Genomic DNA, 24,529 nt, shown 5'->3' on the forward strand with positions numbered 1-24,529 from the left:
GAATACGCGGGAGAGTCGGCCCAATGAAGAAGATTGAAGCGATCATCAAACCCTTCAAGCTTGACGAGGTGAAGGAGGCGCTTCAGGCGGCGGGCGTCCAGGGCCTTTCGGTGACGGAAGTGAAGGGGTTCGGGCGTCAGAAGGGACATACCGAACTTTATCGCGGGGCCGAATACGTGGTCGATTTCCTGCCCAAGGTGAAGATCGAGGTCGTCATTTCCGACGATCTGGTCGATGCGGCGGTCGAGGCGATCGTGCAGGCGGCCCGCACCGAGAAGATCGGCGACGGAAAGATTTTCGTCAGCCCTGTCGAGCAAGCCATTCGCATCCGCACCGGTGAAACCGGCGACGACGCGGTCTGAAGCCATTCCAAAGACGACGGAAGGAAAGTTTTGACTATGAACGTTCAAGAAGTTCTGAGCCTGATGCAGGACGAGGAGGTCGAATATGTCGACATCCGTTTCACCGACCCCAAGGGCAAGCTGCAGCACGTGACGCTGGTTGCGGATCTGGTCGACGAAGACTTCTTCGAGGAAGGCTTCATGTTCGACGGTTCGTCCATTGCCGGGTGGAAGTCGATCGATCAGTCCGACATGAAGCTGATGCCGGACCCGGAATCGGTCTATGTCGACCCGTTCTATGCCGAAAAGACGCTGTGCGTGCATTGCAACGTGGTGGAGCCCGACACTGGCGAGGCCTATGACCGCGATCCGCGCGGCACGGCCGTGAAGGCCGAGGCCTATCTGAAATCCTCGGGCATCGGCGACGCGTTCTATTGTGGGCCGGAAGCCGAATTCTTCATCTTCGACGACGTGCGGTATTCCGTGTCGATGAACAAGGTGTCGTTCCAGGTCGATTCGATCGACGCATCGTGGAACACCGACACCGTGTACGAGGGCGGCAACTCGGGCCACCGTCCGGGCATCAAGGGCGGGTATTTCCCGGTCAACCCGATCGACGACGCGCATGACCTGCGTGGCGAGATGCTGTCGACCATGAAGCGCATGGGCATCAAGGTGGACAAGCATCACCACGAAGTCGCCTCGTGCCAGCACGAGTTGGGGATGATCTTCGGCGGGCTGACCGAGCAGGCCGACAACATCCAGAAATACAAATACGTGATCCACAACGTGGCCCACGCCTATGGCAAGACCGTCACCTTCATGCCGAAACCCATCAAGGGCGACAACGGCACGGGGATGCACGTGAACATGTCGATCTGGAAGGATGGCAAACCGCTGTTCGCGGGCGACAAGTATGCCGACCTGAGCCAGGAGGCCCTGTGGTTCATCGGCGGGATACTGAAGCACGCCAAGGCGCTGAACGCGATCACCAACCCGTCGACCAACAGCTACAAGCGTCTGATCCCGGGCTTCGAGGCGCCGGTGCTGCGCGCTTATTCCGCGCGCAACCGGTCGGGCTGCGTCCGTATTCCGTGGACGGAATCGCCGAAAGCCAAACGTGTGGAAGCCCGCTTCCCCGATCCTTCGGCGAACCCCTATCTGGCCTTTGCCGCGCTGCTGATGGCCGGTCTGGACGGGATCAAGAACAAGATCGATCCGGGCCCGGCTTCGGACAAGGATCTTTATGATCTGCCGCCCGAGGAACTGGCCGCCATCCCCACCGTCTGCGGTTCGCTGCGCGAGGCGCTGGAGGAGCTGGAGAAGGACCACGAGTTCCTGCTGGCCGGCGACGTGTTCACCAAGGATCAGCTGGACGGTTACATGGCGCTGAAATGGGAAGAGGTTTATGCCTATGAGCATACGCCGCACCCGATCGAGTATCAGATGTATTATTCCTGCTGATGCCAGGGCCGCCCTTCGGGGCGGCCTTTCTCGTTCCGGGGAAGGTTGCGGCGACGTGTGGGGCGGGGTATTCCGGTTCAAACCGCAAGGAGCCGACAGATGCGCGCATTCGTTTTCCCCGGGCAGGGTGCCCAGACCATCGGCATGGGCCGAGCCTTGGCCGACGCCTATCCGGCCGCGAAGGCCGTGTTTGATGAGGTGGACGACGCCCTGTCGGAAAATCTGTCCGATCTGATCTGGAACGGCGATATCGAGACGCTGACCCTGACGCTGAACGCGCAGCCTGCGTTGATGGCCACCTCCATCGCCGCGCTGCGGGCGCTGGAAACGGAGGGCGTGACGCTGGAGGCGGCTGATTTCGTCGCCGGGCATTCGCTTGGCGAATATTCGGCCCTGTGCGCGGCAGGATCGTTGAGCCTGAGCGACACGGCGCGGCTGCTGCGCGCGCGCGGGGCGGCGATGCAGGAGGCGGTGCCGGTCGGCGTGGGCGCGATGGCGGCCATTCTGGGACTGGATTTCGAGGCGGTGGCCGAGGTTGCGGCCGAGGCGGCCGAGGGCGAGGTGTGTCAGGCCGCGAATGACAACGACCCCGCGCAGGTCGTGGTGTCCGGCCATGCGGCGGCGGTGAACCGCGCGGTGGATCTGGCCAAGGCACGGGGGGCGAAGCGGGCGCTTTTGTTGCCCGTCTCGGCCCCCTTCCACTGCGATCTGATGCAACCTGCGGCGGCGGCGATGGCCGAGGCGTTGGCGGCGGTGTCGTTCGACGCGCCGGTTGTGCCGATCGTTGTGAACGTGCGGGCCGAAGCTGTGACCGAGCCGGACCGTCTGCGCGCGTTGCTGGTGGCGCAGGTCACGGGCTCGGTCCGGTGGCGCGAATCCGTGCAGTTCATGGAAACGGCGGGCGTGACGGAATTCTGGGAAATCGGCGCGGGCAAGGCGCTGTCGGGGATGATCAAGCGGATCGCCAAGGGGGCGGAGACGCGGGCCATCGGCCAACCCGAGGATGTTGTGGCGGCGGCAGCCGCGCTGAAGGCGTAAGGAATGACGATGTTCGATTTGACGGGCAAGACGGCGCTGGTGACCGGCGCTTCGGGTGGCATCGGGGCGGATATCGCCCGTATGTTGCACAAGGCGGGGGCGACCGTGGCGCTGTCGGGCACGCGGGCAGCGCCGTTACAGGAATTGGCATCGGAGTTGGGGGAGCGGGCGCATGTCGTGACCTGCAACCTTTCCGACATGGCGGCGGTCGATGCCTTGCCGAAGGCGGCGGCGGAGGCCATGGGGTCGGTCGATATCCTGGTCAACAATGCCGGGATCACGCGCGACAATCTGGCGATGCGGATGTCGGACGACGAATGGCAGTCGGTGATAGACGTGAACCTGACCTCCACCTTCCGGCTGTGCCGTGGGGTGTTGCGCGGGATGATGAAGGCGCGGTGGGGGCGGATCGTCAACATCACCTCCATCGTCGGGGCGACGGGGAATCCGGGGCAGGTAAACTATTCCGCTGCCAAGGCTGGAATGGTGGGTCTTTCCAAGAGCTTGGCGTTTGAAGTTGCCAGCCGTGGGATCACGGTGAACTGCGTGGCGCCGGGCTTCATCGCGACGGCGATGACCGAGAAACTGAACGACGACCAGAAGGGACGCATTCTGACGCAGATCCCGTCGGGCCGCATGGGCACACCGGACGAGATCGCGGCGGCGGTGCTGTATCTGGCCAGCGCCGAGGCCGGCTATGTGACCGGTTCGACACTGCATGTGAACGGTGGGATGGCGATGCTTTGATCCGGGTTTCAACCCGGCTGAAAGCATTTGCCTTGGGTCATAACCCTTGCTATAGCCCGCTTTAAGACCACGGGGGCGTGATGCCACCGGGGCACCCCGTCGCGCTGTCGGGTTTAACCGCCTTTCGGGGCAAGACAACTGGGACGGGACCGCTCCCGCAATGAATGAGGAATGACATGAGCGACATCGCAGATCGCGTGAAGAAGATCGTCGTCGAGCATCTGGGCGTTGAAGAAGAGAAAGTGACCGAGAACGCCTCGTTCATCGACGATCTGGGTGCAGACAGCCTCGACACGGTCGAGCTGGTGATGGCGTTCGAAGAAGAGTTCGGCATCGAGATCCCGGACGACGCGGCCGAGACGATCCAGACCTTCGGCGATGCCGTGAAGTTCATCTCGGAAGCGCAATAAGCTGTTCGAGACGTTAAAAAGCGCCCTTCGGGGCGCTTTTTTCGTTTGAGGCGATGGTTGGGTCGCCTCAGCCCGCCGTGAAGCTTTCGGTCAGGGCGGCGACGAGATTGCCCTGATCGTAGGGTTTGCGCACGACCTGCACGTCTCGCATATGTTTGGGCAGGGCGGAGCCTTCGTCATAGCCGGTGGCGAAGACGAAGGGGATGCCGCGGGCGTGCAGCGCCTCGGCCACGGGGAGCGAGGTCTCGCGGCCGAGGTTCACGTCCAGCACTGCCAGTTCCACGACGCCGCTTTCGACAAGGGCCAATGCGTCGTTCACGTTGCTGGCCAGCGAAATGGTCTGGAAGCCCGCATCCTCCAGCATCGCCTCGACATCCATGGCGATGAGGAACTGATCCTCCAGGAGCATGACATGGGCGGCCTGGGGGGCGGGGGTGGCGCTGGAGGCCATGGGGTCGTGCGGGGCGGCGGACATGGCGGGAAACTCCAAGTTCAGGTATTGGGCGGGCAGGACGAAACGGGCTTCGACGCCCGTGGGAGGATAGTCGATCTGGCTGGCACCCCCCAGATCGAAGGGAAGAGATCGTTCGAGAAGCAAGGAGCCGAAGCCCGTGCGATCGGGGGGGATCACGGTAGGACCTTCGGTTTCGGTCCACAAGACCTCGCAATCGCCATTGGGGGTCAGACGCCATTGGATCGACAGATGGCCGCCGGGACGCGACAGTGCGCCGTATTTCGCGGCGTTGGTGGTCATTTCATGCAGGATCTGCGCCATGACGGAAAAGCTGCGGCTGTCCATCATCACATCCGGCCCTTCAAGCCGCAGGACCGCCATGCCGCGATAGGGGGCCAGTTCGGCGCGCAGGAGATCGCCGAGCGCGCCGCCGCCCTCGCCGTGGGTGACCTGGTCATGGGCGTGGGACAGGGCCTGGATGCGGCCTTTCAGGGCATGGACGTAGGATTCGAGGCTGCGCCCTTCCTCCACCGGGTGGCCGACGACGGATTTCAGCACTGCAAGGATGTTCTTCACGCGGTGGTTCAGTTCGTCGTTCAACACGCGCTGGCGCACATCGGCCCGGCTGCGTTCCTCGGCCAGGATTTCCTTGTGGCGCAGGACGATCTCCACCAAGGTGCTGCGCAGGGTGCGGGCGGTTTCGAGGTCGTCCTCGGTCCAGGGAAGCGAGCGGTCGCGCACATCCTCCTTCCAGAGGGCAAAGCTGGTCCGGGGGGTCAGGCGGTCGCCCATGGGACCGGTTTTGTAGATTTTTTCCGGGTTGCCGGCCCAGTTCAACGTCTCGACCTGTTCCTGCCGGAAGAAGAGTATCCAGCTTGCCCGATGCGTGGCTGTGGGTTGGGATGCGGGGACGGCCAGAACCCCGGGGGGGCAGGTCCCCTGCAAGTCCGGCAGGTGACGCGGAAGGGTGTCCGTGGACCAGATATTGCCCCCGGCCAAGCGCCCGACCGCCTGTGTCAGGGTCTGGATGTCCGCATCCGTCGGGGTGATGCCATGTCGGGTGACGGACCCGTCCGACACGACCGCGACGCCGTCGCAGGGCATGAGGGCGTGAAAATCGGCGATGCGGTCCCGCAGGGTGGTGGCAATGTCGCCGTTCTGGTTCGGCAGGGAGAGTTTGGCCAGCCGCGCGCGGGTGTTGGCGGCGGCGTCCAGTTTGCGTTTGTGCAGCAGGGTGCCCAGTTGCAGCGAGAAGAACTCCCCAAACATTTCCGCGGCGATCCGTTCGGATTGCGGCAGGCGGCGGGGGCTGTAGTGGTGGCAGGCGATCAGGCCCCAGAGGGTGCCGTCGATCAGGATGGAGATCGACATGGAGGCACCGACGCCCATGTTCTGCAGGTATTCGCAATGGATGGGCGAAACGGCACGCAGGTGAGCGTGGGACAGATCGAGGGGCAGGCCGTCGAACGTTTCGGGCAGGATGGGCACGCGCGGGCCGGTCGCGTCCGAGATGATGCGGATGGTGTTTGCGGCATAGAGCCTGCGCGCCTGCACCGGAATGTCGGAGGCGGGAAAGTGCTGGCCGAGAAAGCTTTCGAGATGGTCCGTGCGGCGTTCGGCGATCACCTTGCCCGATCCGTCGGAGGCGAATTCGTAGACCATGACCCGGTCATAGCCGAGCGTGTCCGCCACGACATCGACCGCCTGTTCGACCAGTTCGGTCAGGTTGTCGGTGTTGGCGATCACGCTGGTCATCGCGCGGGTCAGGTTCAGGGGGGAGGCGTGTGTGAGGGTCGTGGCCTCCACCTCCACCACGACGGTGGTATCGGAGCGGTGAATCGCGATGTCGGCCAGGGCGCCGGAGGGAAGGGTGACGGCGAAGAGCTGGATTGCCCGGTCACGGGGCGATGGGGGGATGTTCTGTTCGATGACATGGCAGAGCGCGTCACCGAAAAGGGTCGCGGGGTGATCGCCGAAGCCCAGATGGTCGGTCGGAAGCAGGTCGCCGAGATTTGCCGACATCTGCCGCAGCTGACGGAAGGTGCAATCGAAGGCGGCCAGAACGCCGTGTGGTTGGATCGCACCGGGAATGTGGATCGGCTCTCGGTCGCAATTGGCAAGGGTGACAGGGTCGCGTGGGGTCATGTCATGTCCTTGAGGAACGCGGTGTGGGCGGTGGCGAAGGCAGCGACCGCCCCGGCGGTTGCCGCGTCCGCGTCATAGGGGCTGGCCTGATCCAGCCGGTCGAGGAAGGCGCGCCAGCTGTCCAGCGGCTGGGCCAGATGGCGGGCGCCGAATGTGTCGTCAAAGCCCAAGGCTGCGGCGCGGCGGCGCAGAAGCTGCGCGCCCAGGGCCGAGCCTTCGAGGACGTAGGTCACGCCCCATGCCGCGTCCCCCGCAAGCGAGGGCGGGGCGGGGATCGGGCGGGGGGCGAGGCCACAATCGGTCATGTCCGCCGTCAGTTCGAGCAGAAGGCGGGTGGGGTGCCATCCGTCAAGCGGACGCAAGGCGGGTTCGATGGCGGCGCGGAAGGCGTGGAGGCCCGCGAGATAGGCAAGATAATCGGCCCGCGTGTCGAAGGTACCCATGGCCGTATCCAACGCGTCGTGAAACGGCGCGGTGGCCTGACGCAGGGACCAGCGTCGGTCGGAGGGGCGGGCGGGATTTTTCATCGTCGGGAACGTAGCGAGGTGCGGCCCGGGTGCAAGGGCTGTTTGCAGGAGGGTGGCCTTGTGTTGCAGGGCGGCACGGGCACGTGTATCAGGCGGGGATGTCCAAGGAAGGAAAGCGTCTCATGCGGCGGGTTGTTGTCACGGGTCTGGGATTGGTCACGCCATTGGCCTCGGGGGTGGAGGAGACGTGGAAGCGGCTTTTGGCGGGGGAGTCCGGTGCGGGTCCGATCACGCGGTTCGACACGTCCAATGTTGTGACGAAATACGCCTGCGAGGTGCCGCGCGGCGACGGGACGAACGGGACGTTCAACCCCGACGACTGGATGGAGCCGAAAGAGCAGCGCAAGGTGGATGACTTCATCCTTTACGGTGTGGCGGCGGCGGTGCAGGCGGTGCGGGATTCCGGCTGGGAGCCGCAGACGGACGAGGATCGTGAGCGGACCGGTGTGATGATCGGCTCTGGCATCGGCGGCCTTTCGTCGATTGCCGACACGGCCGTGCTGATCAAGGAAAAGGGGCCGAAGCGGGTGTCGCCCTTCTTCATTCCGAGTGCGTTGATCAACCTTGTGTCGGGGCAGGTGTCGATCCGGTTTGGGTTCAAGGGGCCGAACCACGCGGTCGTGACGGCCTGTTCGTCGGGCGCGCACGCGATTGGCGATGCGGCGCGGATGATCGCGTTCGACGATGCCGACGTGATGGTGGCCGGCGGGGCGGAGAGCCCGATTTCGGAAATCGGGATTGCGGGGTTCAACGCTTGCAAGGCCTTGTCGAGCAAGCGGGCGGACGAGCCTGCGAAAGCCTCGCGCCCCTATGACGCGGATCGGGACGGATTCGTGATGGGCGAGGGCGCGGGGATCGTCGTGCTGGAGGAATACGAGCACGCGAAGGCGCGCGGTGCGAAGATCTATGCCGAGGTGATCGGGTATGGGATGTCGGGCGACGCCTATCACATCACCGCGCCGTCCGAGGATGGCGACGGGGGGTATCGTGCGATGCAGGCGGCGTTGAAGCGCGCGGGGATCCCGGCGTCGGACGTCGATTACATCAACGCGCATGGCACATCGACCATGGCGGACACGATCGAGTTGGGGGCCGTGGAGCGGCTTTTGGGGGATGCGGCGGGATCGGCGACGATGAGCTCGACCAAGTCCTCCATCGGGCATCTGCTCGGCGCCGCCGGCGCGGTCGAGGCGATTTTCGGGGTGTTGGCGATCCGCGATCAGGTGGCGCCGCCGACGCTCAACCTTGACAATCCGGCGGTCGAAGCGACGTTGGACCTTGCGCCGAATGCGGCCGTGAAGCGGAAGATCGATGTGGTTCTTTCGAACTCCTTTGGGTTTGGCGGGACGAATGCCAGCCTGATCCTGCGCAAGGTTGATGCCTGATGTGGAAGTCCATCGCCTCCAACGCGCTGACGATGTTCATCGTGATTCTGGTTGTTGTGGCCGGTTTGATCGCGTGGGGGCGTGAGACATTCTATGCCCCCGGCCCGCTGACCCAGGCGATCTGTCTGCAGGTGGATCGGGGTGCGAACATGCGTGCAGTGGCTGAGAAGCTGGACGCGCAGGGGGCCATCCGGTCGAGCACGGTGTTTCTGGTGGGTGCGGCCTATACCGAGAAGCAGGGGCAGTTGAAGTTCGGGAGCTATCTGATCCCGACCGCGGCCTCGATGCCGCAGATGCTGGAGATCGTGACGGCGGGGGGGCAATCGACCTGCGGGCGCGAGATCAATTATCAGATCGGGGTGGCGACCGCGCAGATGGTGTTGCGTGACCTGAACCCTGAAACGGGGCGGTTCGAGGAAGTCGCGAAATATGACCCGGCGGCGGGTGACGCACCGGAGGCGTTTTCCGAGGAGGGCGATCTGCGGTTGCGGGTGACCTTGGCCGAGGGGGTGACGAGCTGGCAGGTGGTGGACAGCCTGAAGCGCGCGGGTTTCCTGTCGGGGGAGGTCGCCGATGTGCCTGCGGAGGGGAGCCTTGCGCCGGACAGCTATGAAGTGACGGACGGGTTGTCGCGCGAGGTGCTGTTGACGCAAATGGCGGAACGTCAGACGCGGATCCTGGCCGATATGTGGGCGAGCCGGGCGTCGGACCTGCCTTACGAATCGCCGGAGGAGGCGTTGATCATGGCCTCCATCGTCGAGAAGGAGACGGGGATTGCCGATGAGCGTCCGATGGTGGCGAGCGTGTTCGTGAACCGTTTGCGCCAGGGGATGCGGTTGCAGACCGATCCGACCGTGATTTACGGCGTGACGAATGGCGAGGGGGTTCTGGGGCGCGGGATTCGGGCAAGCGAGTTGCGGGCGCGCAATCCCTACAACACCTATGTCATCGACGGGCTGCCGCCGACGCCGATCGCCAATCCGGGGCGGTTGAGCATTCAGGCGACGCTGCATCCGGCGGAATCCGACTATGTCTATTTCGTGGCGGATGGGTCTGGGGGGCACGCCTTTGGCCGGACGCTGGAGGAGCACAATGCCAATGTCGCGAAGTGGCGCGAGATCGAGCGTGCGCGGGGCGAGACGCCCGAAGGGGGCGTGCAGACCGGGAACTGATGAACGGACCGTTACGACGGAGTGCGGTCAAGGTCATGATATGATTGACTTTTGGCACGGTGTGCTGTAGGTCTTTTGCCATGCTGGAAGAATGATGCGAGCGGCCTTGGGGGTGACCCTTGGGCCGTTTTTTCATTTGCTCGTGCGGGGGGCATGAGAGGCGGGACAGGCAGACGATGACAATGGATCCTCAGCAAGAGGGCGGTTCGCAGGTGGATGTGCTTGCGGAGACGGAAAGGCTGTATCGCGAGGTGGCCGGTGAATTGGCGGCGGCCTCGCGGCGGATCGGCTTGGGGGATATCGGTGAGGCGGCGGCGGCGATGCGGGCGGTGAAAGACCTGCGGGCGGCGTTCCAGATGGTGATGGATGAGAGGACACGGGTTGAAAAGCTGCGAAAACTTGGGGCGGGGGTCGTCCATGACTATGCGCTCGACCTTGCGGGGGCACGGGACGAGATCGGGCGCAGACTGGCTCGCCTCCGCGACGCGGGGTGAGGTGGAGGCGTTTCTGGACGGGTTGGGGGAGAATGCGCTGATGGCGCTGCCCTGGCTGTTCGAGTTCTGGGCGTTGCCGCATCAGTTGCCGCCGGAAGGGGCGTGGAAAAGCTGGGTCATCATGGGGGGGCGCGGGGCGGGCAAGACCCGTGCCGGGTCCGAATGGGTGCGGTCGGAGGTCGAGGGGGCGCGCCCCCTCGACCACGGTCGGTCGCGGCGGGTGGCGTTGGTGGGGGAGACCATCGATCAGGTGCGCGAGGTGATGGTGTTCGGCGAGAGCGGGATACTGGCATGCTCGCCCCCCGACCGGCGGCCTGTCTGGGAGGCGGGACGGCGGCGGCTGGTCTGGCCGAACGGGGCTGTGGCGCAGGTGTTTTCGGCTCACGAGCCGGAGAGTTTGCGCGGGCCGCAATTCGATGCGGCTTGGGTGGACGAGTTGGCCAAATGGAAGAAGGCCGAGGAAACCTGGGACATGCTGCAGTTTGCATTGCGGTTGGGGGAGAACCCTCGACAGGTGATCACGACCACGCCGCGGAATGTCGGCGTGTTGAAGGGCATTTTGAAGAACGCCTCGACCGTGGTGACACATGCGCCGACGGAGGCGAACCGTGCGTGGTTGGCGGCGAGTTTTCTGGAGGAGGTTCGGGCCCGGTATGAGGGGACGCGTCTGGGGGCGCAGGAGTTGGACGGGGTTTTGCTGGAGGATGTGGAGGGGGCGTTGTGGACGACGCCGCTTTTGGAAGCGGGGCGGTTGGATGCCGTGCCGGCGTTGAGCCGGGTTGTGGTGGCGGTGGACCCCCCGGTGACCGGACATGCGGGATCGGACGAGTGCGGGATTGTGGTTGTGGGGGCCGTGACGGAGGGGCCGCCGCAGTCGTGGCGGGCGGTGGTGCTGGAGGATGCGAGCGTGCGGGCGGCCAGCCCGGATCAGTGGGCACGGGCGGCTTTGGCCGCGATGGCGCGGCATGGGGCGGATCGGCTGGTGGCGGAGGTCAATCAGGGAGGGGATCTGGTCGAGACGGTCATTCGGGGGATCGACGCCTCGGTTCCGTTCCGGGCGGTGCGGGCGAGCAAGGGGAAGGCGGCGCGGGCGGAGCCGATTGCGGCGCTTTATGAGCAGGGGCGGGTGCGGCATGTGCGCGGCCTGGCGAAGTTGGAAGATCAGATGTGCCGGATGACCCTGCGCGGGTATGAGGGGAAGGGGTCGCCGGACCGGGTGGATGCGTTGGTCTGGGGGGTATGGGAGTTGATGGTGGAGCCATCCTCGGCCTGGGCGAAACCGCAGGTTCGGCGGTTGTGAGGGGCACCGCGCGGAGGGGTTAATCGGCGTTAACCGGCATTCGGTAGGTTGCTTTCAACGGACAAGAAGTTCGGAGGGGGTGCGGATGTTCGATTTCCTGAAGCGGGGTGCGGCGGTGGTGCCGGAGGCGAAAGCCTCGGCCACGGGGCCCGTGATCTCGTATCAGAGTTCGGGGCGGGTGGCGTGGTCCCCGCGCGATACGGTCAGCCTGACGAAGGTGGGGTTTCAGGGAAACCCGATCGGGTTTCGGGCGGTGAAGCTGATCGCCGAGGCGGCGGCGGCCTTGCCGTTGGTGCTGCAGGATGCGGAACGTCGGTATGACGCGCATCCGGTGCTGGACCTGGTGCGGCGTCCGAACGGCGCGCAGGGGCGGGTCGAGTGGTTCGAGGCGGTCTATGCCCAGTTGCTGCTGTCGGGGAACGCCTATCTTGAGGCGGTTCCGGGGGAGCGGTTGCCGGTTGAGCTGCATGTGTTGCGTTCGGACCGGGTCAATCTGGTGCCGGGGGCCGATGGGTGGCCGGTGGCCTATGACTATACCGTCGGGGGCCGGTCGTTGCGGTTCGACATGACGGGGGGTATGCCGCCGATCTGTCATATCAAGGCGTTCCATCCGCAGGACGATCATTACGGTCTGTCGCCGATGCAGGCGGCGGCGGTGGCGTTGGACGTGCATACGAGCGCCTCGCGCTGGTCGAAGGCGCTGCTGGACAATGCGGCGCGGCCTTCGGGGGCGATCATCTATAGCGGGTTGGATGGGCAGGGGACGTTGTCGCCCGACCAGTATGACCGGTTGGTGGCCGAGATCGAGATGAACCATCAGGGCGCGCGCAATGCCGGGCGACCGATGTTGCTGGAAGGCGGGTTGGACTGGAAGCCGATGGGGTTCAGCCCGTCGGACATGGAATTCCAGAAGACCAAGGAGGCGGCGGCGCGCGAGATCGCCATCGCCTTTGGGGTGCCGCCGATGATCCTGGGAATACCGGGGGATGCGACCTATGCCAACTATCAGGAGGCGAACCGGGCGTTTTATCGCCTGACGGTGTTGCCGTTGGCGGCGAAGGTGACGGCCGCGGTGTCGCACTGGTTGTCGCTGCATTCCGGCGTCGAGGTGGAGTTGCGGCCCGACCTGGATCAGGTTCCGGCATTGGCGGTGGAGCGGGATCAGCAATGGGCGCGGGTTGGGGCGGCGGAGTTTCTGAGCCAAGCCGAGAAGCGGATGCTGCTGGGACTGCCGAGGGTGCCGGACGAATGAGGGTGGGCGAGACGGGGTCTCGCTTCCTCTATGACAGTTTCGATGCGGCGACGGCGAGGATCGAGGCGAATGAGCGTGTGTCCGAAGAACGCTGGAACGGGTTGGCCTACCGCCTGAGCCAGATCGAGGGCACGTTGGACCGGTTGGAGCGGCGCATCTGGCTGGGGGTGTATGGCGTGGCGGCGTTCTTGTTGACGCAAGGGGCCGAGACGCTGGTCAGCGCGGCGATGAGGTGAGGATGAACGGGATTTATGGAGCGCCAGGTTTCGGGGCACCGGAGCGCAAGTTTCATGCCACCGGCACGCTGGAGGTGCGGGGCGGGGTGATCGAGGGATATGCCTCGGTGTTCGGCCGCCGCGATCAGGGGGGGGACATGGTTCTTCCCGGGGCCTATGGCGCGAGTTTGGCGGCATTGGGCGGGCGGCGTGTGAAGATGCTGTGGCAGCATGATGCGGGCGAGCCGATCGGCGTGTGGGAGGACGTGCGCGAGGATGGGACGGGGCTGTATGTCCGCGGTCGCATTCTGCCCGAGGTGGCCCGGGGGCGCGAGGCGATCGCGTTGCTGGATGCGGGGGCGATCGACGGGCTGTCCATCGGATACCGCACCGTGCGGGCCGAGCGGGACGCCAAGGGCCGGCAGCTGGCCGAACTGGATCTGTGGGAGGTGTCGCTTGTGACGTTCCCGATGCAGATCGAGGCCAGGGTCCAGGGCAAGAGCGAGGATTTGGGCGGTTGGCGCAGCATTGCCGCCGCCTTGCGGGGGGCCACGGCCGAATTGGCCGCCGCCCGCTGATCAAAAGTTTTCAACCGGAGGGACGAATGACCGAGACGAAGTCACGGATCGGAGGCGGCATGTCGGACGAGGCTGCCGACATGGCGCAGGCCATGGGGGGGTTCCTGAATGAGCTCAAGGGCTTTCAGGCCGAAGTTTCCAAATCTTTGCAACAACAGAACGAGCGACTGACCATGCTGGACCGCAAGACGATGACCTATGGCCGTGCGCCGCTTTCGACTGTCGCCGAGGTGGAGGTGCCGCATCAGAAGGCGTTCAACGCCTATCTGCGGTCGGGGGATGATGACGGGCTGCGTGGGCTGGCCCTGGAGGGCAAGGCGCTGGGCACGACCGTGGCGGCGGATGGTGGCTATCTGGTCGATCCGCGCACGTCGGAGACGATCCGGTCGATGCTGGTGTCCACCGCGTCGGTGCGGGCGATTGCCAATGTGGTGAATGTCGAGGCCACGTCCTATGATGTGCTGGTCGATCGCAGCGAGGTTGGTTCGGGCTGGGCCACGGAGACGGCGGCGCAACCGGAAAGCGCGACGCCTGTGATCGAGCGGATTTCGATCCGACTGCACGAGCTGTCGGCCATGCCGAAGGCGAGCCAGCGCCTGCTGGACGACAGTGCGTTCGATGTCGAGGGCTGGCTGGCCGACAAGATCGCGACGCGGTTCATGCGGGCGGAGTCGGCGGCGTTCGTGAACGGGGACGGCGTGGACAAGCCCAAGGGCTTTCTGACCGCGCCGAAGGTGGCGAACGCGTCCTGGGCGTGGGGAAGCCTTGGGTTTGTGACCTCGGGCGCGGCGGCGGATTTCGCGTCGACCAATCCGGCGGATTGCATCGTGAACCTGGTGTATTCGCTGCAGGCCCAATATCGCGCCAATGCGAGCTTCGTGATGAATTCGAAGACCGCCGGTGCGGTGCGCAAGATGAAGGATGCTGACGGCCGCTTTCTGTGGTCGGACGGGCTGGCGGCGGGGCAGCCGGCGTTCCTCATGGGCTATCCCGTGTTGATTTGCGAAGACATGCCCGACATCGCGGCCAACGCTTTTGCGATCGCCTTCGGGGATTTCGCGGCGGGTTACACCATTGCCGAGCGTCCCGATCTGCGTCTGCTGCGTGACCCGTTCTCGGCCAAGCCGCACGTGCTGTTCTATGCCACCAAGCGCGTGGGCGGTGACGTGACGGATTACGCGGCGATCAAGCTTCTGAAATTCGCGACCTCGTAAGGGGTCGTGGATGTCGGACATCACGGGGGCTGCGTTTCCAGCCGTTCTCCCTCCGCAGGGTGCGCGCGCCCGTGGTGTCCATCTTTTCGCAAGTTTGGAAGGAGTAGCGATGTATCTGACCGAGGATACCCCTGTCGCCACCGCCGCGTTGCCCGTGGGTGCGATGACGGAACATCTGCGTCTGGGAACCGGGTTCTCCGATGACGGGATGCAGGACCGTTTGATCGAGACTTATGTGCGGGCGGCCATCGCAACTTTGGAAGGGCGGATCGGCAAGGCGCTTCTGGCCCGGCGGTTTCGTCTGACGTTGGGGCGGTGGCGGGGATACGGCCCGCAGGCCTTGCCGATGGCCCCAGTGACGAAGGTTTTGTCGGTGACCGTGGCGGGGCGTGAGGTTCTGGACACGCGACTTCGACTTCTGGCCGATATGCACCGTCCGATGGTGGATGTGCGGGGCGGGTTCCCGGCCATTCCGGCGGGTGAGCAGGCGGAGATCGTGTTCGAGGCGGGATTTGGCGAGTGGAGCGACGTGCCGCATGATCTGCAACAGGCGGTGATGTTGTTGGCGGCGGAGTATTACGAGGCCCGGACCGAGGTTGGATCGCGTCCGTCGGCCCTGCCGATGCATGTCGCGGCCCTGATCGACCGGTGGCGTCTGATGCGTGTGATGGGGGGAGCGGCATGCGTCTGAGCCGGGTTCTGGAGTTGCAGGAGGAATCGCGGGAATCGGATGGTGCAGGAGGCGTGCGGACGGGCTGGCGCACTTTGGGTCGGGTTTGGGCCGATGTGCGCGCGGGGTCTGCGCGCGAGGTGGCCGGGGTCGAGACCGTGGCACCGGCGGTGTCTTTGAAGATCACCGTGCGGGCGGCGCCCTTCGGAGCACCATCGCGGCCCGTGGCCGGCCAGCGGTTTCGAGAGGGGGAGCGTGTGTTTTCCATTCTGGCCGTGACTGAGCGGGATGCGCGGTATCTGACCTGTTATGCGGAGGAGCGGGCATGAGTTATGCCATTTCGGCCCCATTGCAGGCGGCGATTTATGCCCGCCTGACGGAAGCTCTACGGGTGCCGGTTCTGGATGCGACGGATGAGGCGCGGGGTGGAACCTGGGTTCTGATCGGACCGGAGGATGTGCGGGACCGATCGGACGTCACGGGACGGGGCGCAGAGTTTCGCCTGGTGATCAGCGTGCTGTCGGATGCCTCGGGATTTCAGGAGGCGAAGGCGGTGGCCGGTCAGGTTGGCGACGCGTTGGTGCGACCTTTGGAATTGGAGCGGGGGCGGGTGGTCGGGGTTTGGTTCGATCGCGCCCAAGCGCGCCGCTTGAACGCGGGGCGGGCGCGACGGATCGACCTGACCTTCCGCGTCCGGGTTGAAGATAATCAGATGGGGGATGTGTGATGGCGGTTCAGAATGGCAGGGATCTGCTGATCAAGCTGGATATGACCGGGGACGGTCAGTTCGAGACGGCGGCAGGGCTGCGTGCCACCCGTATCAGTTTCAATGCGGAAACGGTGGATGTCACCAGCCTTGAGAGCCAGGGCGGATGGCGCGAGTTGCTGGGCGGGGCGGGGGTGAAGTCGGCCTCGATCTCCGGATCGGGGGTGTTTCGCGATGCGGCGACGGATGAGCGGGCGCGGCAGATTTTTTTCGATAATCAGACGCCGTTGTTTCAGGTGATCATTCCCGATTTCGGTGTGGTGGAGGGGGCGTTCATGATCACGGCCGTCGAGTATGCGGGCAGCCATAACGGGGAGGCGACGTATGAGATGACGCTCGCCTCGGCCGGGGCGCTATCGTTTACGGCACTGTGATGAACCCTTGGGCGGGTGAGGTCGCGCTGATCCTTGATGGGGAGCGGCGTGTGGCGAAGCTGACACTCGGGGCGTTGGCGGAACTGGAAGCGGCGATGCAGGCGGACAGCCTCGTGTCGATGATCCAGCGGTTCGAGGAGGGCGCGTTCACCACGCGGGATGTTCTTGCCGTTGTCGTGGCGGGGTTGCGTGGGGGCGGTTGGCGCGGGACGGCGTCGGATCTGATGACGTTGGAGATCGGCGGCGGGGCTGGAGAAGCCGCGCGGATTGCGGCGCGGTTGCTGGCGCGCGCGTTTGCCCCCTTTGAGGCGACATGATCGACTGGGCGGGGCTGATGCGGGCCGGGTTGCTTCATCTGCGTCTTGAGCCGGCAGTGTTCTGGAGCCTGACGCCGTTGGAGTTGCGGATCATGCTGGGGGCGGAGCGGGCGGCCCCGCCCCTTGATCGCGCGCGGCTGGAAGAACTGTCGCGTGCGTTTCCGGATGTGAAGGGGGTGGATGATGGACGGGATTGAAGAGCTGGAGGGTCAGGTGACCGCCCTTGAGACCACGTTGGGGTCCGTCTCGGGGATGGTTGGCACATTCGAGGGAGAGTTGTCGCGGATGCGTGAGACGATGACCTTTACCGGACGTGAGGCCGAGCGGCTGTCGAACAACGTGGGCGGTGGGGTCCGTCGGGCGTTCGACGGGCTGATTTTCGATGGTGAGCGGCTTTCGGATTCGATGCGAAATCTGGGGCTCTCCATCAGCCAGGCGATTTACAAGACTGCGATGAAACCCATGGAGGGCGCGATCGGATCGCTGCTTTCGAACGGGCTGGGTGCGCTTATGGGCGGGGCGATGCCCTTTGCTAAGGGCGGGGCGTTTACCCAAGGGCGCGTGATGCCGTTTGCGAAGGGGGGCGTCGTGTCATCCCCTGTCACGTTCCCGATGCGGGGCGCGACAGGGCTGATGGGTGAGGCAGGGCCTGAGGCGATCATGCCGTTGACCCGTGGGGCGGACGGACGTCTTGGCGTTCAGGCGCAGGGCGGGGGGCGGCCTGTGAACATCGTCATGAATGTAAGCAGCCCGGATGTGCAGGGATTTCAACGCAGTCAGGCGCAAATCGCCGCACAGATGAGCCGGGCCTTGTCGCGCGGTCAGAGGAACAGATGATGTCGTTTCATGAAATACGTTTTCCCGCAAACCTGTCGTTCGGATCGGTGGGCGGGCCGGAACGTCGCACGGATGTGGTCACGCTCGCCAACGGGTTCGAGGAACGCAACACGCCTTGGGCCCATTCGCGACGCCGTTACGACGCGGGGGTGGGGTTGCGGTCGTTAGACGATGTCGAGGCTTTGATTTCGTTCTTCGAGGCGCGGCGAGGGAAGTTGTTTGGATTTCGCTGGAAGGATTGGGCCGATTTCAAATCCTGTGCACCGTCCTTGGTTCCTGGTGCCATGGATCAGGGTCTGGGCTTTGGCGATGGGGTGCGGCAGGAGTTTTCGCTGATGAAGACGTATGTCTCGGGCGAACAGAGCTATGTCCGGCCTGTCGTGAAGCCGGTGGATGGAACGGTTCGTGTTTCGGTGGCCGGCGATCCCAAGGCTCTGGGCGTGGAATTCACCGTGGACGCGACGGCGGGTGTGGTGCGGTTCAAGACGGCCCCGGCGCGAGGTGCGGAAGTGCGCGCCGGATTCGAGTTCGACGTGCCGGTCCGATTTGATACGGATGCCATCCGCATCTCGGTTTCCTCGTTTCAGGCCGGGGATGTTCCGGATGTGCCCGTGGTGGAGGTCCGCCTATGAGCCTTGGGGATCATCTTGCATCTGGTTTGACGACGGTCTGCCGCGCATGGGCGATTACGCGATCGGACGGGCAGGTCTTGGGGTTTACCGATCATGACCGTGATCTGCGTTTTGGCGGTATCGCTTTTCGGGCCAATTCGGGCCTGAACGCCCGGGCCTTGCAGCAGGCGACGGGACTTTCGGTGGACAATACCGAAGCGCTGGGCGCGTTGAGCGATGCGGGTATCAGCGAGACCGACATTCGCATCGGCAAGTTCGACGGCGCCGGGGTTCGGTGCTGGCTGGTGAACTGGGCCGATGTGGTGGAACGTGAACTGGAGTTTTCGGGCTCGATTGGCGACATTTCATTTTCGGACGGTGTGTTTCGGGTGGAACTTCGCGGTCCTGCCGAAGCCCTGAACCGGCCCCAGGGGCGCGTGTTCCAGCGTGGCTGCTCTGCCGTGCTGGGCGATATGGACTGTGGGTTTGATCTGAGCCGGGCCGGGTTTGCCGCTGAGCTGCCGGTCGAGGTGATTGAGGACCGGCGGGTCTTTCGTTTCGGCGGCCTTGTCGCGTTTGACGACCGATGGTTCGAGCGGGGGCGGTTGCGGGTGTTGTCCGGGGTGGGAACAGGTGCCGTCGGGTTGATCAAGAATGATCGTCTGACGCGCGAGGGGCGTCTTATCGAGTTGTGGGAGGCGCTTGGTCCCGCCGTTGGGGAAGGGGATGCCGTGCGCCTGGAAGCCGGGTGTGACCGGCGTGCGGACACCTGTCGGCTGAAGTTCAACAACCTCGTCAACTTTCGAGGCTTTCCCCACATTCCAGGAGAGGACTGGCTGGCCGCCTATCCCACATCTGCGGGAAAGAATGACGGTGGGAGCTTGTTCCGGTGAGGGAAGCGATTGTCGTCGAGGCGCGGCGCTGGATCGGCACCCCATATGTGCATCAGGCGGATGTCCGCGGGGCAGGGACGGACTGTCTTGGTCTGTTGCGGGGCGTTTGGAGATGCGTGATGGGTCCGGAGCCCGAAGAGGTGCCTCCCTATACCGAGGATTGGTCTGAGCCGTCGGGCGATGAGGCTTTGATGCGGGCGGCGAAGCGTTGGTTGACGCCTGCGTCCGATTTGAGTCCCATTGCCGGGAACGTTCTGCTGTTTCGGATGCGGCATGGGGCGGTTGCAAAGCATTTGGGGATCGTCAGCGGCCCCGCGAGCTTCATTCACGCATATACCGGGCATGGGGTGGTCGAAAGTCCGCTCTCTGCCCCTTGGAAGCGCCGGATTGCGGCGTGTTTTGCGTTTCCGGAAAGGATCTGACATGGCGACACTTCTGCTTGCAGGTGCGGGCGCGGCCATTGGCGGCGGGTTCGGCGGCACCCTTCTGGGTCTATCGGGCGCGGTATTGGGGCGGGCGGTCGGTGCCACCTTGGGGCAGGTGATCGACCAACGTCTTCTGGGGGGAGGGTCGGACCGCATTGAGACGGGGCGGCTTGAGCGATACCGTATCATGGGGGCGGGCGAGGGCGCGCCGATCCCCTATCTGTTCGGCCGGACGCGGGTGGCTGGTCAGGTCATCTGGGCCACGAGGTTTCGCGAGGATCGAACGACAACCTCGGGGCGGGGAAAGGGCGCGAAACCGCAGAAGGTGACGGAATATTCTTATTCGGTCAGTATTGCGGTGGCGTTGTGCGAAGGCGAGATTGCAAGTCTGGGCCGGATATGGGCGGACGGGATCGAAATCCCGGCCGAGGACCTGAACCTGCGCCTGTATACCGGGCGCGCCGACCAGTTGGCCGATCCGAAGATCGAGGCGGTCGAGGGTGCGGGTATGGCTCCGGCCTATCGCGGGACGGCCTATGTCGTTCTGGAGGATCTGGGGCTGGCGCGATTTGGCAACCGTATCCCGCAATTTTCGTTCGAGGTCATGCGTCCGGCCGAAGGCGATACGTTGCAGACCGATGTGCGTGCGGTGGCGATGATTCCGGGCACGGGGGAATATGCGCTGGCCACGAGCCGCGTGACGAAGACCTATGGCTTGGGGGTGAGTGAGGCGGTCAACGTCAACAGCCCGTCTGGCAAGTCGGATCTGGAAACGTCTCTGGACCTGTTGGGTGCTGAACTGCCCAAGGCCGGATCGGTTGCGATGGTCGTATCCTGGTTCGGCAATGATCTTCGGGCGGCATCCTGCGAGGTGCGGCCGAAGGTCGAGCAGGTGGAGGTTGACGGATCGATGCGGTGGCGGGTTGCCGGGGTGTCTCGTCGCACGGCGAAGACGGTTCCGCAGGCGGCGGGGCGTCCGGTGTATGGTGGAACCCCGAGCGATCAATCGGTGATCGAGGGGATAAGGGCTATTCGTTCCTCGGGACGGGAGGTAATGTTCTATCCCTTCATCCTGATGGAGCAGATGGCCGACAACACGCTTCCTGATCCTTGGAGCGGTGATGAGGGACAGGCCGTTCTGCCGTGGCGCGGGCGGATCACGTCAGATCGAGCGCCCGGACGCGATGGCACGACCGACCGGACCGATGCGGCCCGTATGGAGGTCGAGGCGTTCTTTGGCACCGTGAAGTGGGAGGATTACGGCAGCGCCGGTTACTCCGGTCCCGACGAATGGCGTTATCGCCGCTTCATCCTGCACTACGCACATCTGTGTGCGCTGGCGGGAGGGGTCGATGCCTTCTGTATCGGATCGGAGATGCGCGGTCTGACCTCCATTCGGGGGGCGGGCGACACGTTTCCGGCGGTGGAGGCGCTGTGCCGTCTTGCGGCGGATGTCAGGGAGATACTGCCAGACGCGAAAATCAGCTATGCCGCCGATTGGTCGGAGTATTTTGGCTATCACGCGGATGGAGATGTGTATTTCCATCTCGACCCGCTATGGGCGCACCCCGCGATCGACTTTGTCGGGATCGACAACTACATGCCGCTGTCGGACTGGCGGGATGGGGATGATCATGCCGATGCAGCCTGGGGGTCCATTTATTCGCTTGATTACCTTACCTCGAACGTCGCCGGAGGGGAGGGGTATGACTGGTATTATGATGGTGCGGAAGGGATCGCTTCGCAGAACCGGCTGCCCATCACCGATGGGGCGCATGATGAGGCATGGGTTTTCCGTTATAAGGACATTCGCAACTGGTGGTCGCGGCCGCATCACGAGCGTCGTGATGGCGCGCGAATGGTCGAGCCCACGGCATGGGTGCCGCAGTCCAAGCCGATCCGGTTCACGGAATACGGATGCGCGGCCATCGACCGCGGCACGAACGAGCCAAACAAGTTTCTGGATCCGAAATCGTCGGAATCCGTTCTTCCACGCATGTCCAATGGGCGGCGGGACGATCTGATACAGATGCAGTATCTGCGCGCGGTAAACCGATATTGGGGGAATGGAACCAACAATCCGACGTCTCCAGTCTACGGTGGGCGTATGATCGACATGGATCGGGCGCATGTCTGGGCTTGGGATGCACGGCCATTTCCGGCCTTTCCCAATCTGGTCGATCTTTGGAGCGATGGGGAGAACTACCCTCGGGGGCATTGGCTGAACGGGCGGGCGTCGTCGCAACCTCTGGCTTCGGTCGTGGCAGAGATATGCCGCCGCGCGGGTGTGCGCCGGATTGATGTTTCGGATCTGTTTGGGATCGTACGGGGATATTCGATTGCGCAGACGGGATCGGCGCGGGCGGCGTTGCAGCCGCTGATGCTGGCGCACGGATTTGACGCGATCGAGCGGCAAGGGACGCTGTGTTTTCGTATGCGCGGGGGCGGGCCGAATGCCGTCTTGAATCCTGAGCGTTTGGCGATCACGGCCGAGCTGGATGGAACGGTGGACGTCGTGCGCGCTTCGGAGGCCGAGATGACGGGGCATATCCGCCTTGGTTTCGTGGGTGCCGAGGGGGATTATGCCGTTCAGCAAGTCGAAGCGGTGTTCCCGGATGAGGTCAGCCATTCCATATCCCAGAGCGATCTGGACATGGTTCTGACGGCGGCCGAGGCGCGGGGCATTGCGGAACGCTGGTTGGCCGAGGCGCGGATTGCACGGAATACGACGCGCTTTGCCTTGCCGTGGTCGGTTCAGGCAGGCGCAGGGGATACGGTAAGCCTGAACGATGCCCTGTGGCGAATTGATCGCATGGAACGGGGGGAATGCCTTTTGGCGGATGCAGTTCGGGTTGAGCCGCACGTTCATGTCCCGTCCGACGCCGTTGAGGAGCGGGTCGTGCCGAGGGCGTTTGTGGCGCCGGTGCCGACCTTTCCCCTTTTTCTGGATCTGCCCCTGCTGCGGGGGACTGAGGTTGCACATGCACCGCATGTTGCCGTGACGGCAACGCCTTGGCCCGGAACGGTTGCCGTGTGGAGCGCGATGGAGGACGCAGGTTACTCGCTGAACCGCCTGGTGGAGCGGGGGGCGGTCATCGGCGTGACCGAAGACCCGCTGCTTCCGGCACCGACGGGTGTATGGGACATGGGCGCGCCCCTGCGGGTGAGGATGTTTGGGGGCACCTTGGCCTCGGCTTCGGACTTGCAGGTGCTGAATGGTGCGAATGCGATGGCCATCGGGGATGGTAGCCCGGACGGGTGGGAGGTGTTCCAGTTTGCGGACGCGGTCTTGTCAGGGGAAGGGGTGTATGATCTTCGTCGCCGCCTGCGCGGGCAGTTGGGAACCGAGGCCACGATTCCGGTCGAGGGTTGGCCCGCAGGGAGTTATGTCGTCCTTCTGAACGATGCGGTGCAACAGATTGATCTGGCGCCGAGTGCGCGCAGTCTTGCCCGTCACTATCGTATCGGTGGGGCGCAACGGGGATATGATGATCCATCTGTCGTACATCAGGTATTGGCGTTTCCGGGTGTTGGATTGCGTCCCTACGCGCCTGTCCATCTGCGGGGATCCGGCGACAAGGACGTCCGCCTGACATGGGTGCGGCGGACCCGTATCGACGGGGACAGCTGGGAATCATATGAGGTCCCATTGGGGGAAGCGCGTGAAGAATACCTGATCCGTGTTTCCGTTGGCGGGCAGATTCGGCGGGAGGTGACGGTAAGCGGGGCCGAATGGACCTATACCGCCGCGATGAAGGGGGCGGATGGGGTCGCCGGAACATACCATGTGGAGGTGGCGCAGATTTCCGACCGGTTCGGGCCAGGCGCGTTCGCCCGCCTGACCCTCACCTAATCCTCATCCCCTGGGCGGCGGAGCGTGATTTCGCCCGCCGCCTCCATCTGGCGCAAGGCCTCCACCACGGCGTTCATTGCGGCTTCGGCGTCTTTGTCCCGTGGCGGACCGCGTTCGGCCACCCCATCGCGCAGGGTTTGCGCCATGCGTTGAGAAAGGTTGGCATAGATGAATTCGGCGGTGTCGGGGGCGGCGGAAAGCGCGGTCAGAAGTGTCGGCGGATCGAGGGGGCGGATGATCCTTGGCACATCGGCAGGGGCCAGCCGTTCAGGGATGTGGGCGAAGGTGAAAATGGCCTTGCGCACCTCGGCCGAGAAAACGGCGTCTTCGGTATCGAGTGCGGCAAGGACGTCGTTTCGCGTCTGACTGGGCGAGACATTCAGGATCGCACCGACCCGTTCACCCGGACCGGCGGCGAAGGCCCGGGGTGCGGCGCTTTCGAGTTGGTGCGACAGGGTTTGTCCGATCCGACGGACGGTCATCGGATCGACATCCCCCGTCTGGGAGACGGCATAGGCCACGCGGCGCGCCTGGGGGCCGGGGAGTTTTCCCAAAAGTTCCGCGGACTTTGTGACCGGAAGTTTCGACAGGACGATCGCCGCCACCTCTACCGATTCGTCCTGCAGCACATGGACCAAGGTATCGAGCGGAAGGGCACTCAGCCGTTCCCATGGATCGGCGGGACCTGCTCCGGCCCGGCGCAGGCGGCTGGCGGCTTCGTCCGATATATGGCCATCCATGGCCTTGAGCGCACCTTCCATGCCGCCGGGGAAAGCAAGGCCCACCCCCTCAAGCTCCAGAAGGAATTCTTCGACCACCGAAAGCAGGGTGTTTCGGTCAATCAGGCGAAGCTGTCCCATTTCCTGGGTCAGATCGGCCTGCATGTCTTCGGGAAGGGCCGTGACGGGGATTGGACTGCCTTCGGACAGCAACAATCGCACGATTATCGCAGCCTTTTGCGGCTGCGACAGTGACTGCGGCACAATGCGAACCGCGCGTTGCGCAGGTTGTATCCTCGCCAAGGCCTGAGACATTCTGCCCCCCATT

27 protein-coding genes are annotated in these 24,529 nt (G+C 64.3%); 24 read left to right on the forward strand and 3 right to left on the reverse strand.

Annotated features, from left to right (window positions below; all coding sequences use genetic code 11):
* Window positions 1-23 precede the first annotated feature (23 nt).
* From MU449_RS05440 to MU449_RS05460, 5 genes are all read left to right on the forward strand, one after another.
* A complete protein-coding gene (locus MU449_RS05440; RefSeq protein WP_244736986.1) occupies window positions 24-362 on the forward strand; it encodes a P-II family nitrogen regulator in 339 nt (112 codons plus the stop codon).
* 36 nt (window positions 363-398) lie between these two features.
* Window positions 399-1,805 carry a type I glutamate--ammonia ligase gene (gene glnA / locus MU449_RS05445; RefSeq protein ID WP_244736987.1) on the forward strand — a complete coding sequence of 469 codons (1,407 nt, stop codon included), beginning with the start codon at window positions 399-401 and terminating at the stop codon, window positions 1,803-1,805.
* A gap of 99 nt (window positions 1,806-1,904) precedes the next feature.
* On the forward strand, window positions 1,905-2,843 hold the full coding sequence (fabD, locus tag MU449_RS05450; RefSeq protein ID WP_244736988.1) for an ACP S-malonyltransferase: 939 nt from the start codon (window positions 1,905-1,907) through the stop codon (window positions 2,841-2,843).
* 9 nt (window positions 2,844-2,852) lie between these two features.
* The gene (gene fabG, locus MU449_RS05455; protein WP_244738969.1) at window positions 2,853-3,590 is read left to right on the forward strand and encodes a 3-oxoacyl-ACP reductase FabG; all 738 of its coding nucleotides are present in this window, start codon (window positions 2,853-2,855) and stop codon (window positions 3,588-3,590) included.
* Between the two features lie 176 nt (window positions 3,591-3,766).
* Window positions 3,767-4,000, forward strand: coding sequence for an acyl carrier protein (locus MU449_RS05460; RefSeq protein ID WP_244736989.1), 234 nt, complete (start codon window positions 3,767-3,769; stop codon window positions 3,998-4,000).
* A 67-nt stretch (window positions 4,001-4,067) separates the two neighbouring features.
* Here MU449_RS05460 and MU449_RS05465 read toward each other — a convergent pair whose 3' ends face one another.
* Both MU449_RS05465 and MU449_RS15785 read right to left on the reverse strand, forming a co-directional pair.
* Window positions 4,068-6,599, reverse strand: a complete 2,532-nt coding sequence (locus MU449_RS05465; RefSeq protein WP_244736990.1) for an HWE histidine kinase domain-containing protein — start codon at window positions 6,597-6,599, stop codon at window positions 4,068-4,070.
* The gene (locus MU449_RS15785; protein WP_280517633.1) at window positions 6,596-7,126 is read right to left on the reverse strand and encodes a biliverdin-producing heme oxygenase; all 531 of its coding nucleotides are present in this window, start codon (window positions 7,124-7,126) and stop codon (window positions 6,596-6,598) included. The genes MU449_RS05465 and MU449_RS15785 overlap by 4 nt, the downstream gene beginning before the upstream one ends.
* 122 nt (window positions 7,127-7,248) lie before the next feature.
* On the opposite strand from MU449_RS15785, the gene fabF reads away from it, so the two are divergent.
* From fabF to MU449_RS05565, 19 genes are all read left to right on the forward strand, one after another.
* Window positions 7,249-8,511, forward strand: coding sequence for a beta-ketoacyl-ACP synthase II (fabF, locus tag MU449_RS05475; RefSeq protein ID WP_244736991.1), 1,263 nt, complete (start codon window positions 7,249-7,251; stop codon window positions 8,509-8,511).
* Window positions 8,511-9,683, forward strand: coding sequence for an endolytic transglycosylase MltG (gene mltG / locus MU449_RS05480; protein WP_244736992.1), 1,173 nt, complete (start codon window positions 8,511-8,513; stop codon window positions 9,681-9,683). Before fabF ends, mltG begins: the two co-directional genes overlap by 1 nt.
* Before the next feature lie 176 nt (window positions 9,684-9,859).
* Window positions 9,860-10,177: a hypothetical protein gene (locus MU449_RS05485; protein WP_244736993.1), complete on the forward strand. Its 318-nt coding sequence runs from the start codon at window positions 9,860-9,862 to the stop codon at window positions 10,175-10,177.
* Window positions 10,107-11,477: a DNA-packaging protein gene (locus MU449_RS05490; RefSeq protein ID WP_244738971.1), complete on the forward strand. Its 1,371-nt coding sequence runs from the start codon at window positions 10,107-10,109 to the stop codon at window positions 11,475-11,477. Before MU449_RS05485 ends, MU449_RS05490 begins: the two co-directional genes overlap by 71 nt.
* 85 nt (window positions 11,478-11,562) lie before the next feature.
* On the forward strand, window positions 11,563-12,729 hold the full coding sequence (locus MU449_RS05495; RefSeq protein ID WP_244736994.1) for a phage portal protein: 1,167 nt from the start codon (window positions 11,563-11,565) through the stop codon (window positions 12,727-12,729).
* Complete coding sequence (locus MU449_RS05500) at window positions 12,726-12,965, forward strand: GTA head formation protein, RCAP_rcc01685 family (protein ID WP_244736995.1); 240 nt, start codon at window positions 12,726-12,728, stop codon at window positions 12,963-12,965. Before MU449_RS05495 ends, MU449_RS05500 begins: the two co-directional genes overlap by 4 nt.
* Window positions 12,966-12,967: 2 nt before the next feature.
* A complete protein-coding gene (locus MU449_RS05505) occupies window positions 12,968-13,522 on the forward strand; it encodes an HK97 family phage prohead protease (RefSeq protein ID WP_244736996.1) in 555 nt (184 codons plus the stop codon).
* Between the two features lie 26 nt (window positions 13,523-13,548).
* Entirely contained in the window at window positions 13,549-14,736 is a 1,188-nt protein-coding gene (locus MU449_RS05510; protein ID WP_244736997.1) for a phage major capsid protein, read from the forward strand.
* Between the two features lie 109 nt (window positions 14,737-14,845).
* Entirely contained in the window at window positions 14,846-15,427 is a 582-nt protein-coding gene (locus MU449_RS05515) for a head-tail connector protein (protein WP_244736998.1), read from the forward strand.
* Window positions 15,418-15,735 (forward strand): head-tail adaptor protein, encoded by a 318-nt coding sequence (locus tag MU449_RS05520; protein WP_244736999.1) that lies wholly within the window; start codon window positions 15,418-15,420, stop codon window positions 15,733-15,735. The genes MU449_RS05515 and MU449_RS05520 overlap by 10 nt, the downstream gene beginning before the upstream one ends.
* Window positions 15,732-16,133 carry a DUF3168 domain-containing protein gene (locus MU449_RS05525; protein WP_244737001.1) on the forward strand — a complete coding sequence of 134 codons (402 nt, stop codon included), beginning with the start codon at window positions 15,732-15,734 and terminating at the stop codon, window positions 16,131-16,133. The genes MU449_RS05520 and MU449_RS05525 overlap by 4 nt, the downstream gene beginning before the upstream one ends.
* Window positions 16,133-16,546, forward strand: coding sequence for a phage major tail protein, TP901-1 family (locus MU449_RS05530; protein ID WP_244737002.1), 414 nt, complete (start codon window positions 16,133-16,135; stop codon window positions 16,544-16,546). The genes MU449_RS05525 and MU449_RS05530 overlap by 1 nt, the downstream gene beginning before the upstream one ends.
* On the forward strand, window positions 16,543-16,863 hold the full coding sequence (locus MU449_RS05535) for a gene transfer agent family protein (protein WP_244737003.1): 321 nt from the start codon (window positions 16,543-16,545) through the stop codon (window positions 16,861-16,863). Before MU449_RS05530 ends, MU449_RS05535 begins: the two co-directional genes overlap by 4 nt.
* Entirely contained in the window at window positions 16,860-17,060 is a 201-nt protein-coding gene (locus MU449_RS05540) for a rcc01693 family protein (protein ID WP_244737004.1), read from the forward strand. Before MU449_RS05535 ends, MU449_RS05540 begins: the two co-directional genes overlap by 4 nt.
* Window positions 17,047-17,700, forward strand: coding sequence for a phage tail tape measure protein (locus MU449_RS05545; RefSeq protein WP_244738972.1), 654 nt, complete (start codon window positions 17,047-17,049; stop codon window positions 17,698-17,700). The genes MU449_RS05540 and MU449_RS05545 overlap by 14 nt, the downstream gene beginning before the upstream one ends.
* Window positions 17,700-18,332 (forward strand): DUF2460 domain-containing protein, encoded by a 633-nt coding sequence (locus tag MU449_RS05550; RefSeq protein WP_244738973.1) that lies wholly within the window; start codon window positions 17,700-17,702, stop codon window positions 18,330-18,332. The genes MU449_RS05545 and MU449_RS05550 overlap by 1 nt, the downstream gene beginning before the upstream one ends.
* Window positions 18,329-19,204, forward strand: a complete 876-nt coding sequence (locus tag MU449_RS05555) for a DUF2163 domain-containing protein (RefSeq protein WP_244737005.1) — start codon at window positions 18,329-18,331, stop codon at window positions 19,202-19,204. Before MU449_RS05550 ends, MU449_RS05555 begins: the two co-directional genes overlap by 4 nt.
* Window positions 19,201-19,626, forward strand: a complete 426-nt coding sequence (locus tag MU449_RS05560) for an NlpC/P60 family protein (protein WP_244737006.1) — start codon at window positions 19,201-19,203, stop codon at window positions 19,624-19,626. Before MU449_RS05555 ends, MU449_RS05560 begins: the two co-directional genes overlap by 4 nt.
* A 1-nt stretch (window position 19,627) precedes the next feature.
* Complete coding sequence (locus MU449_RS05565; RefSeq protein ID WP_244737007.1) at window positions 19,628-23,482, forward strand: baseplate multidomain protein megatron; 3,855 nt, start codon at window positions 19,628-19,630, stop codon at window positions 23,480-23,482.
* Here the strand turns inward: MU449_RS05565 and MU449_RS05570 are convergent.
* Window positions 23,479-24,528, reverse strand: coding sequence for a flagellar motor switch protein FliG (locus MU449_RS05570; RefSeq protein WP_342345644.1), 1,050 nt, complete (start codon window positions 24,526-24,528; stop codon window positions 23,479-23,481). The genes MU449_RS05565 and MU449_RS05570 overlap by 4 nt on opposite strands.
* Window position 24,529 lies beyond the last annotated feature (1 nt).

It is taken from the genome of Falsirhodobacter halotolerans (assembly GCF_022899245.1).
GTDB classification, from domain to species: Bacteria; Pseudomonadota; Alphaproteobacteria; order Rhodobacterales; family Rhodobacteraceae; genus Falsirhodobacter; species Falsirhodobacter halotolerans.

Coding starts and splice junctions, on each gene's coding strand:
- MU449_RS05440 (WP_244736986.1), top strand. CDS start 24: ATGAAGAAGATTGAAGCGATCATCAAACCCTTCAAGCTTGACGAGGTG.
- glnA (WP_244736987.1), top strand. CDS start 399: ATGAACGTTCAAGAAGTTCTGAGCCTGATGCAGGACGAGGAGGTCGAA.
- fabD (WP_244736988.1), top strand. CDS start 1,905: ATGCGCGCATTCGTTTTCCCCGGGCAGGGTGCCCAGACCATCGGCATG.
- fabG (WP_244738969.1), top strand. CDS start 2,853: ATGTTCGATTTGACGGGCAAGACGGCGCTGGTGACCGGCGCTTCGGGT.
- MU449_RS05460 (WP_244736989.1), top strand. CDS start 3,767: ATGAGCGACATCGCAGATCGCGTGAAGAAGATCGTCGTCGAGCATCTG.
- MU449_RS05465 (WP_244736990.1), bottom strand. CDS start 6,599: ATGACCCCACGCGACCCTGTCACCCTTGCCAATTGCGACCGAGAGCCG.
- MU449_RS15785 (WP_280517633.1), bottom strand. CDS start 7,126: ATGAAAAATCCCGCCCGCCCCTCCGACCGACGCTGGTCCCTGCGTCAG.
- fabF (WP_244736991.1), top strand. CDS start 7,249: ATGCGGCGGGTTGTTGTCACGGGTCTGGGATTGGTCACGCCATTGGCC.
- mltG (WP_244736992.1), top strand. CDS start 8,511: ATGTGGAAGTCCATCGCCTCCAACGCGCTGACGATGTTCATCGTGATT.
- MU449_RS05485 (WP_244736993.1), top strand. CDS start 9,860: ATGACAATGGATCCTCAGCAAGAGGGCGGTTCGCAGGTGGATGTGCTT.
- MU449_RS05490 (WP_244738971.1), top strand. CDS start 10,107: ATGCGCTCGACCTTGCGGGGGCACGGGACGAGATCGGGCGCAGACTGG.
- MU449_RS05495 (WP_244736994.1), top strand. CDS start 11,563: ATGTTCGATTTCCTGAAGCGGGGTGCGGCGGTGGTGCCGGAGGCGAAA.
- MU449_RS05500 (WP_244736995.1), top strand. CDS start 12,726: ATGAGGGTGGGCGAGACGGGGTCTCGCTTCCTCTATGACAGTTTCGAT.
- MU449_RS05505 (WP_244736996.1), top strand. CDS start 12,968: ATGAACGGGATTTATGGAGCGCCAGGTTTCGGGGCACCGGAGCGCAAG.
- MU449_RS05510 (WP_244736997.1), top strand. CDS start 13,549: ATGACCGAGACGAAGTCACGGATCGGAGGCGGCATGTCGGACGAGGCT.
- MU449_RS05515 (WP_244736998.1), top strand. CDS start 14,846: ATGTATCTGACCGAGGATACCCCTGTCGCCACCGCCGCGTTGCCCGTG.
- MU449_RS05520 (WP_244736999.1), top strand. CDS start 15,418: ATGCGTCTGAGCCGGGTTCTGGAGTTGCAGGAGGAATCGCGGGAATCG.
- MU449_RS05525 (WP_244737001.1), top strand. CDS start 15,732: ATGAGTTATGCCATTTCGGCCCCATTGCAGGCGGCGATTTATGCCCGC.
- MU449_RS05530 (WP_244737002.1), top strand. CDS start 16,133: ATGGCGGTTCAGAATGGCAGGGATCTGCTGATCAAGCTGGATATGACC.
- MU449_RS05540 (WP_244737004.1), top strand. CDS start 16,860: ATGATCGACTGGGCGGGGCTGATGCGGGCCGGGTTGCTTCATCTGCGT.
- MU449_RS05545 (WP_244738972.1), top strand. CDS start 17,047: ATGGACGGGATTGAAGAGCTGGAGGGTCAGGTGACCGCCCTTGAGACC.
- MU449_RS05550 (WP_244738973.1), top strand. CDS start 17,700: ATGTCGTTTCATGAAATACGTTTTCCCGCAAACCTGTCGTTCGGATCG.
- MU449_RS05555 (WP_244737005.1), top strand. CDS start 18,329: ATGAGCCTTGGGGATCATCTTGCATCTGGTTTGACGACGGTCTGCCGC.
- MU449_RS05565 (WP_244737007.1), top strand. CDS start 19,628: ATGGCGACACTTCTGCTTGCAGGTGCGGGCGCGGCCATTGGCGGCGGG.
- MU449_RS05570 (WP_342345644.1), bottom strand. CDS start 24,528: ATGGGGGGCAGAATGTCTCAGGCCTTGGCGAGGATACAACCTGCGCAA.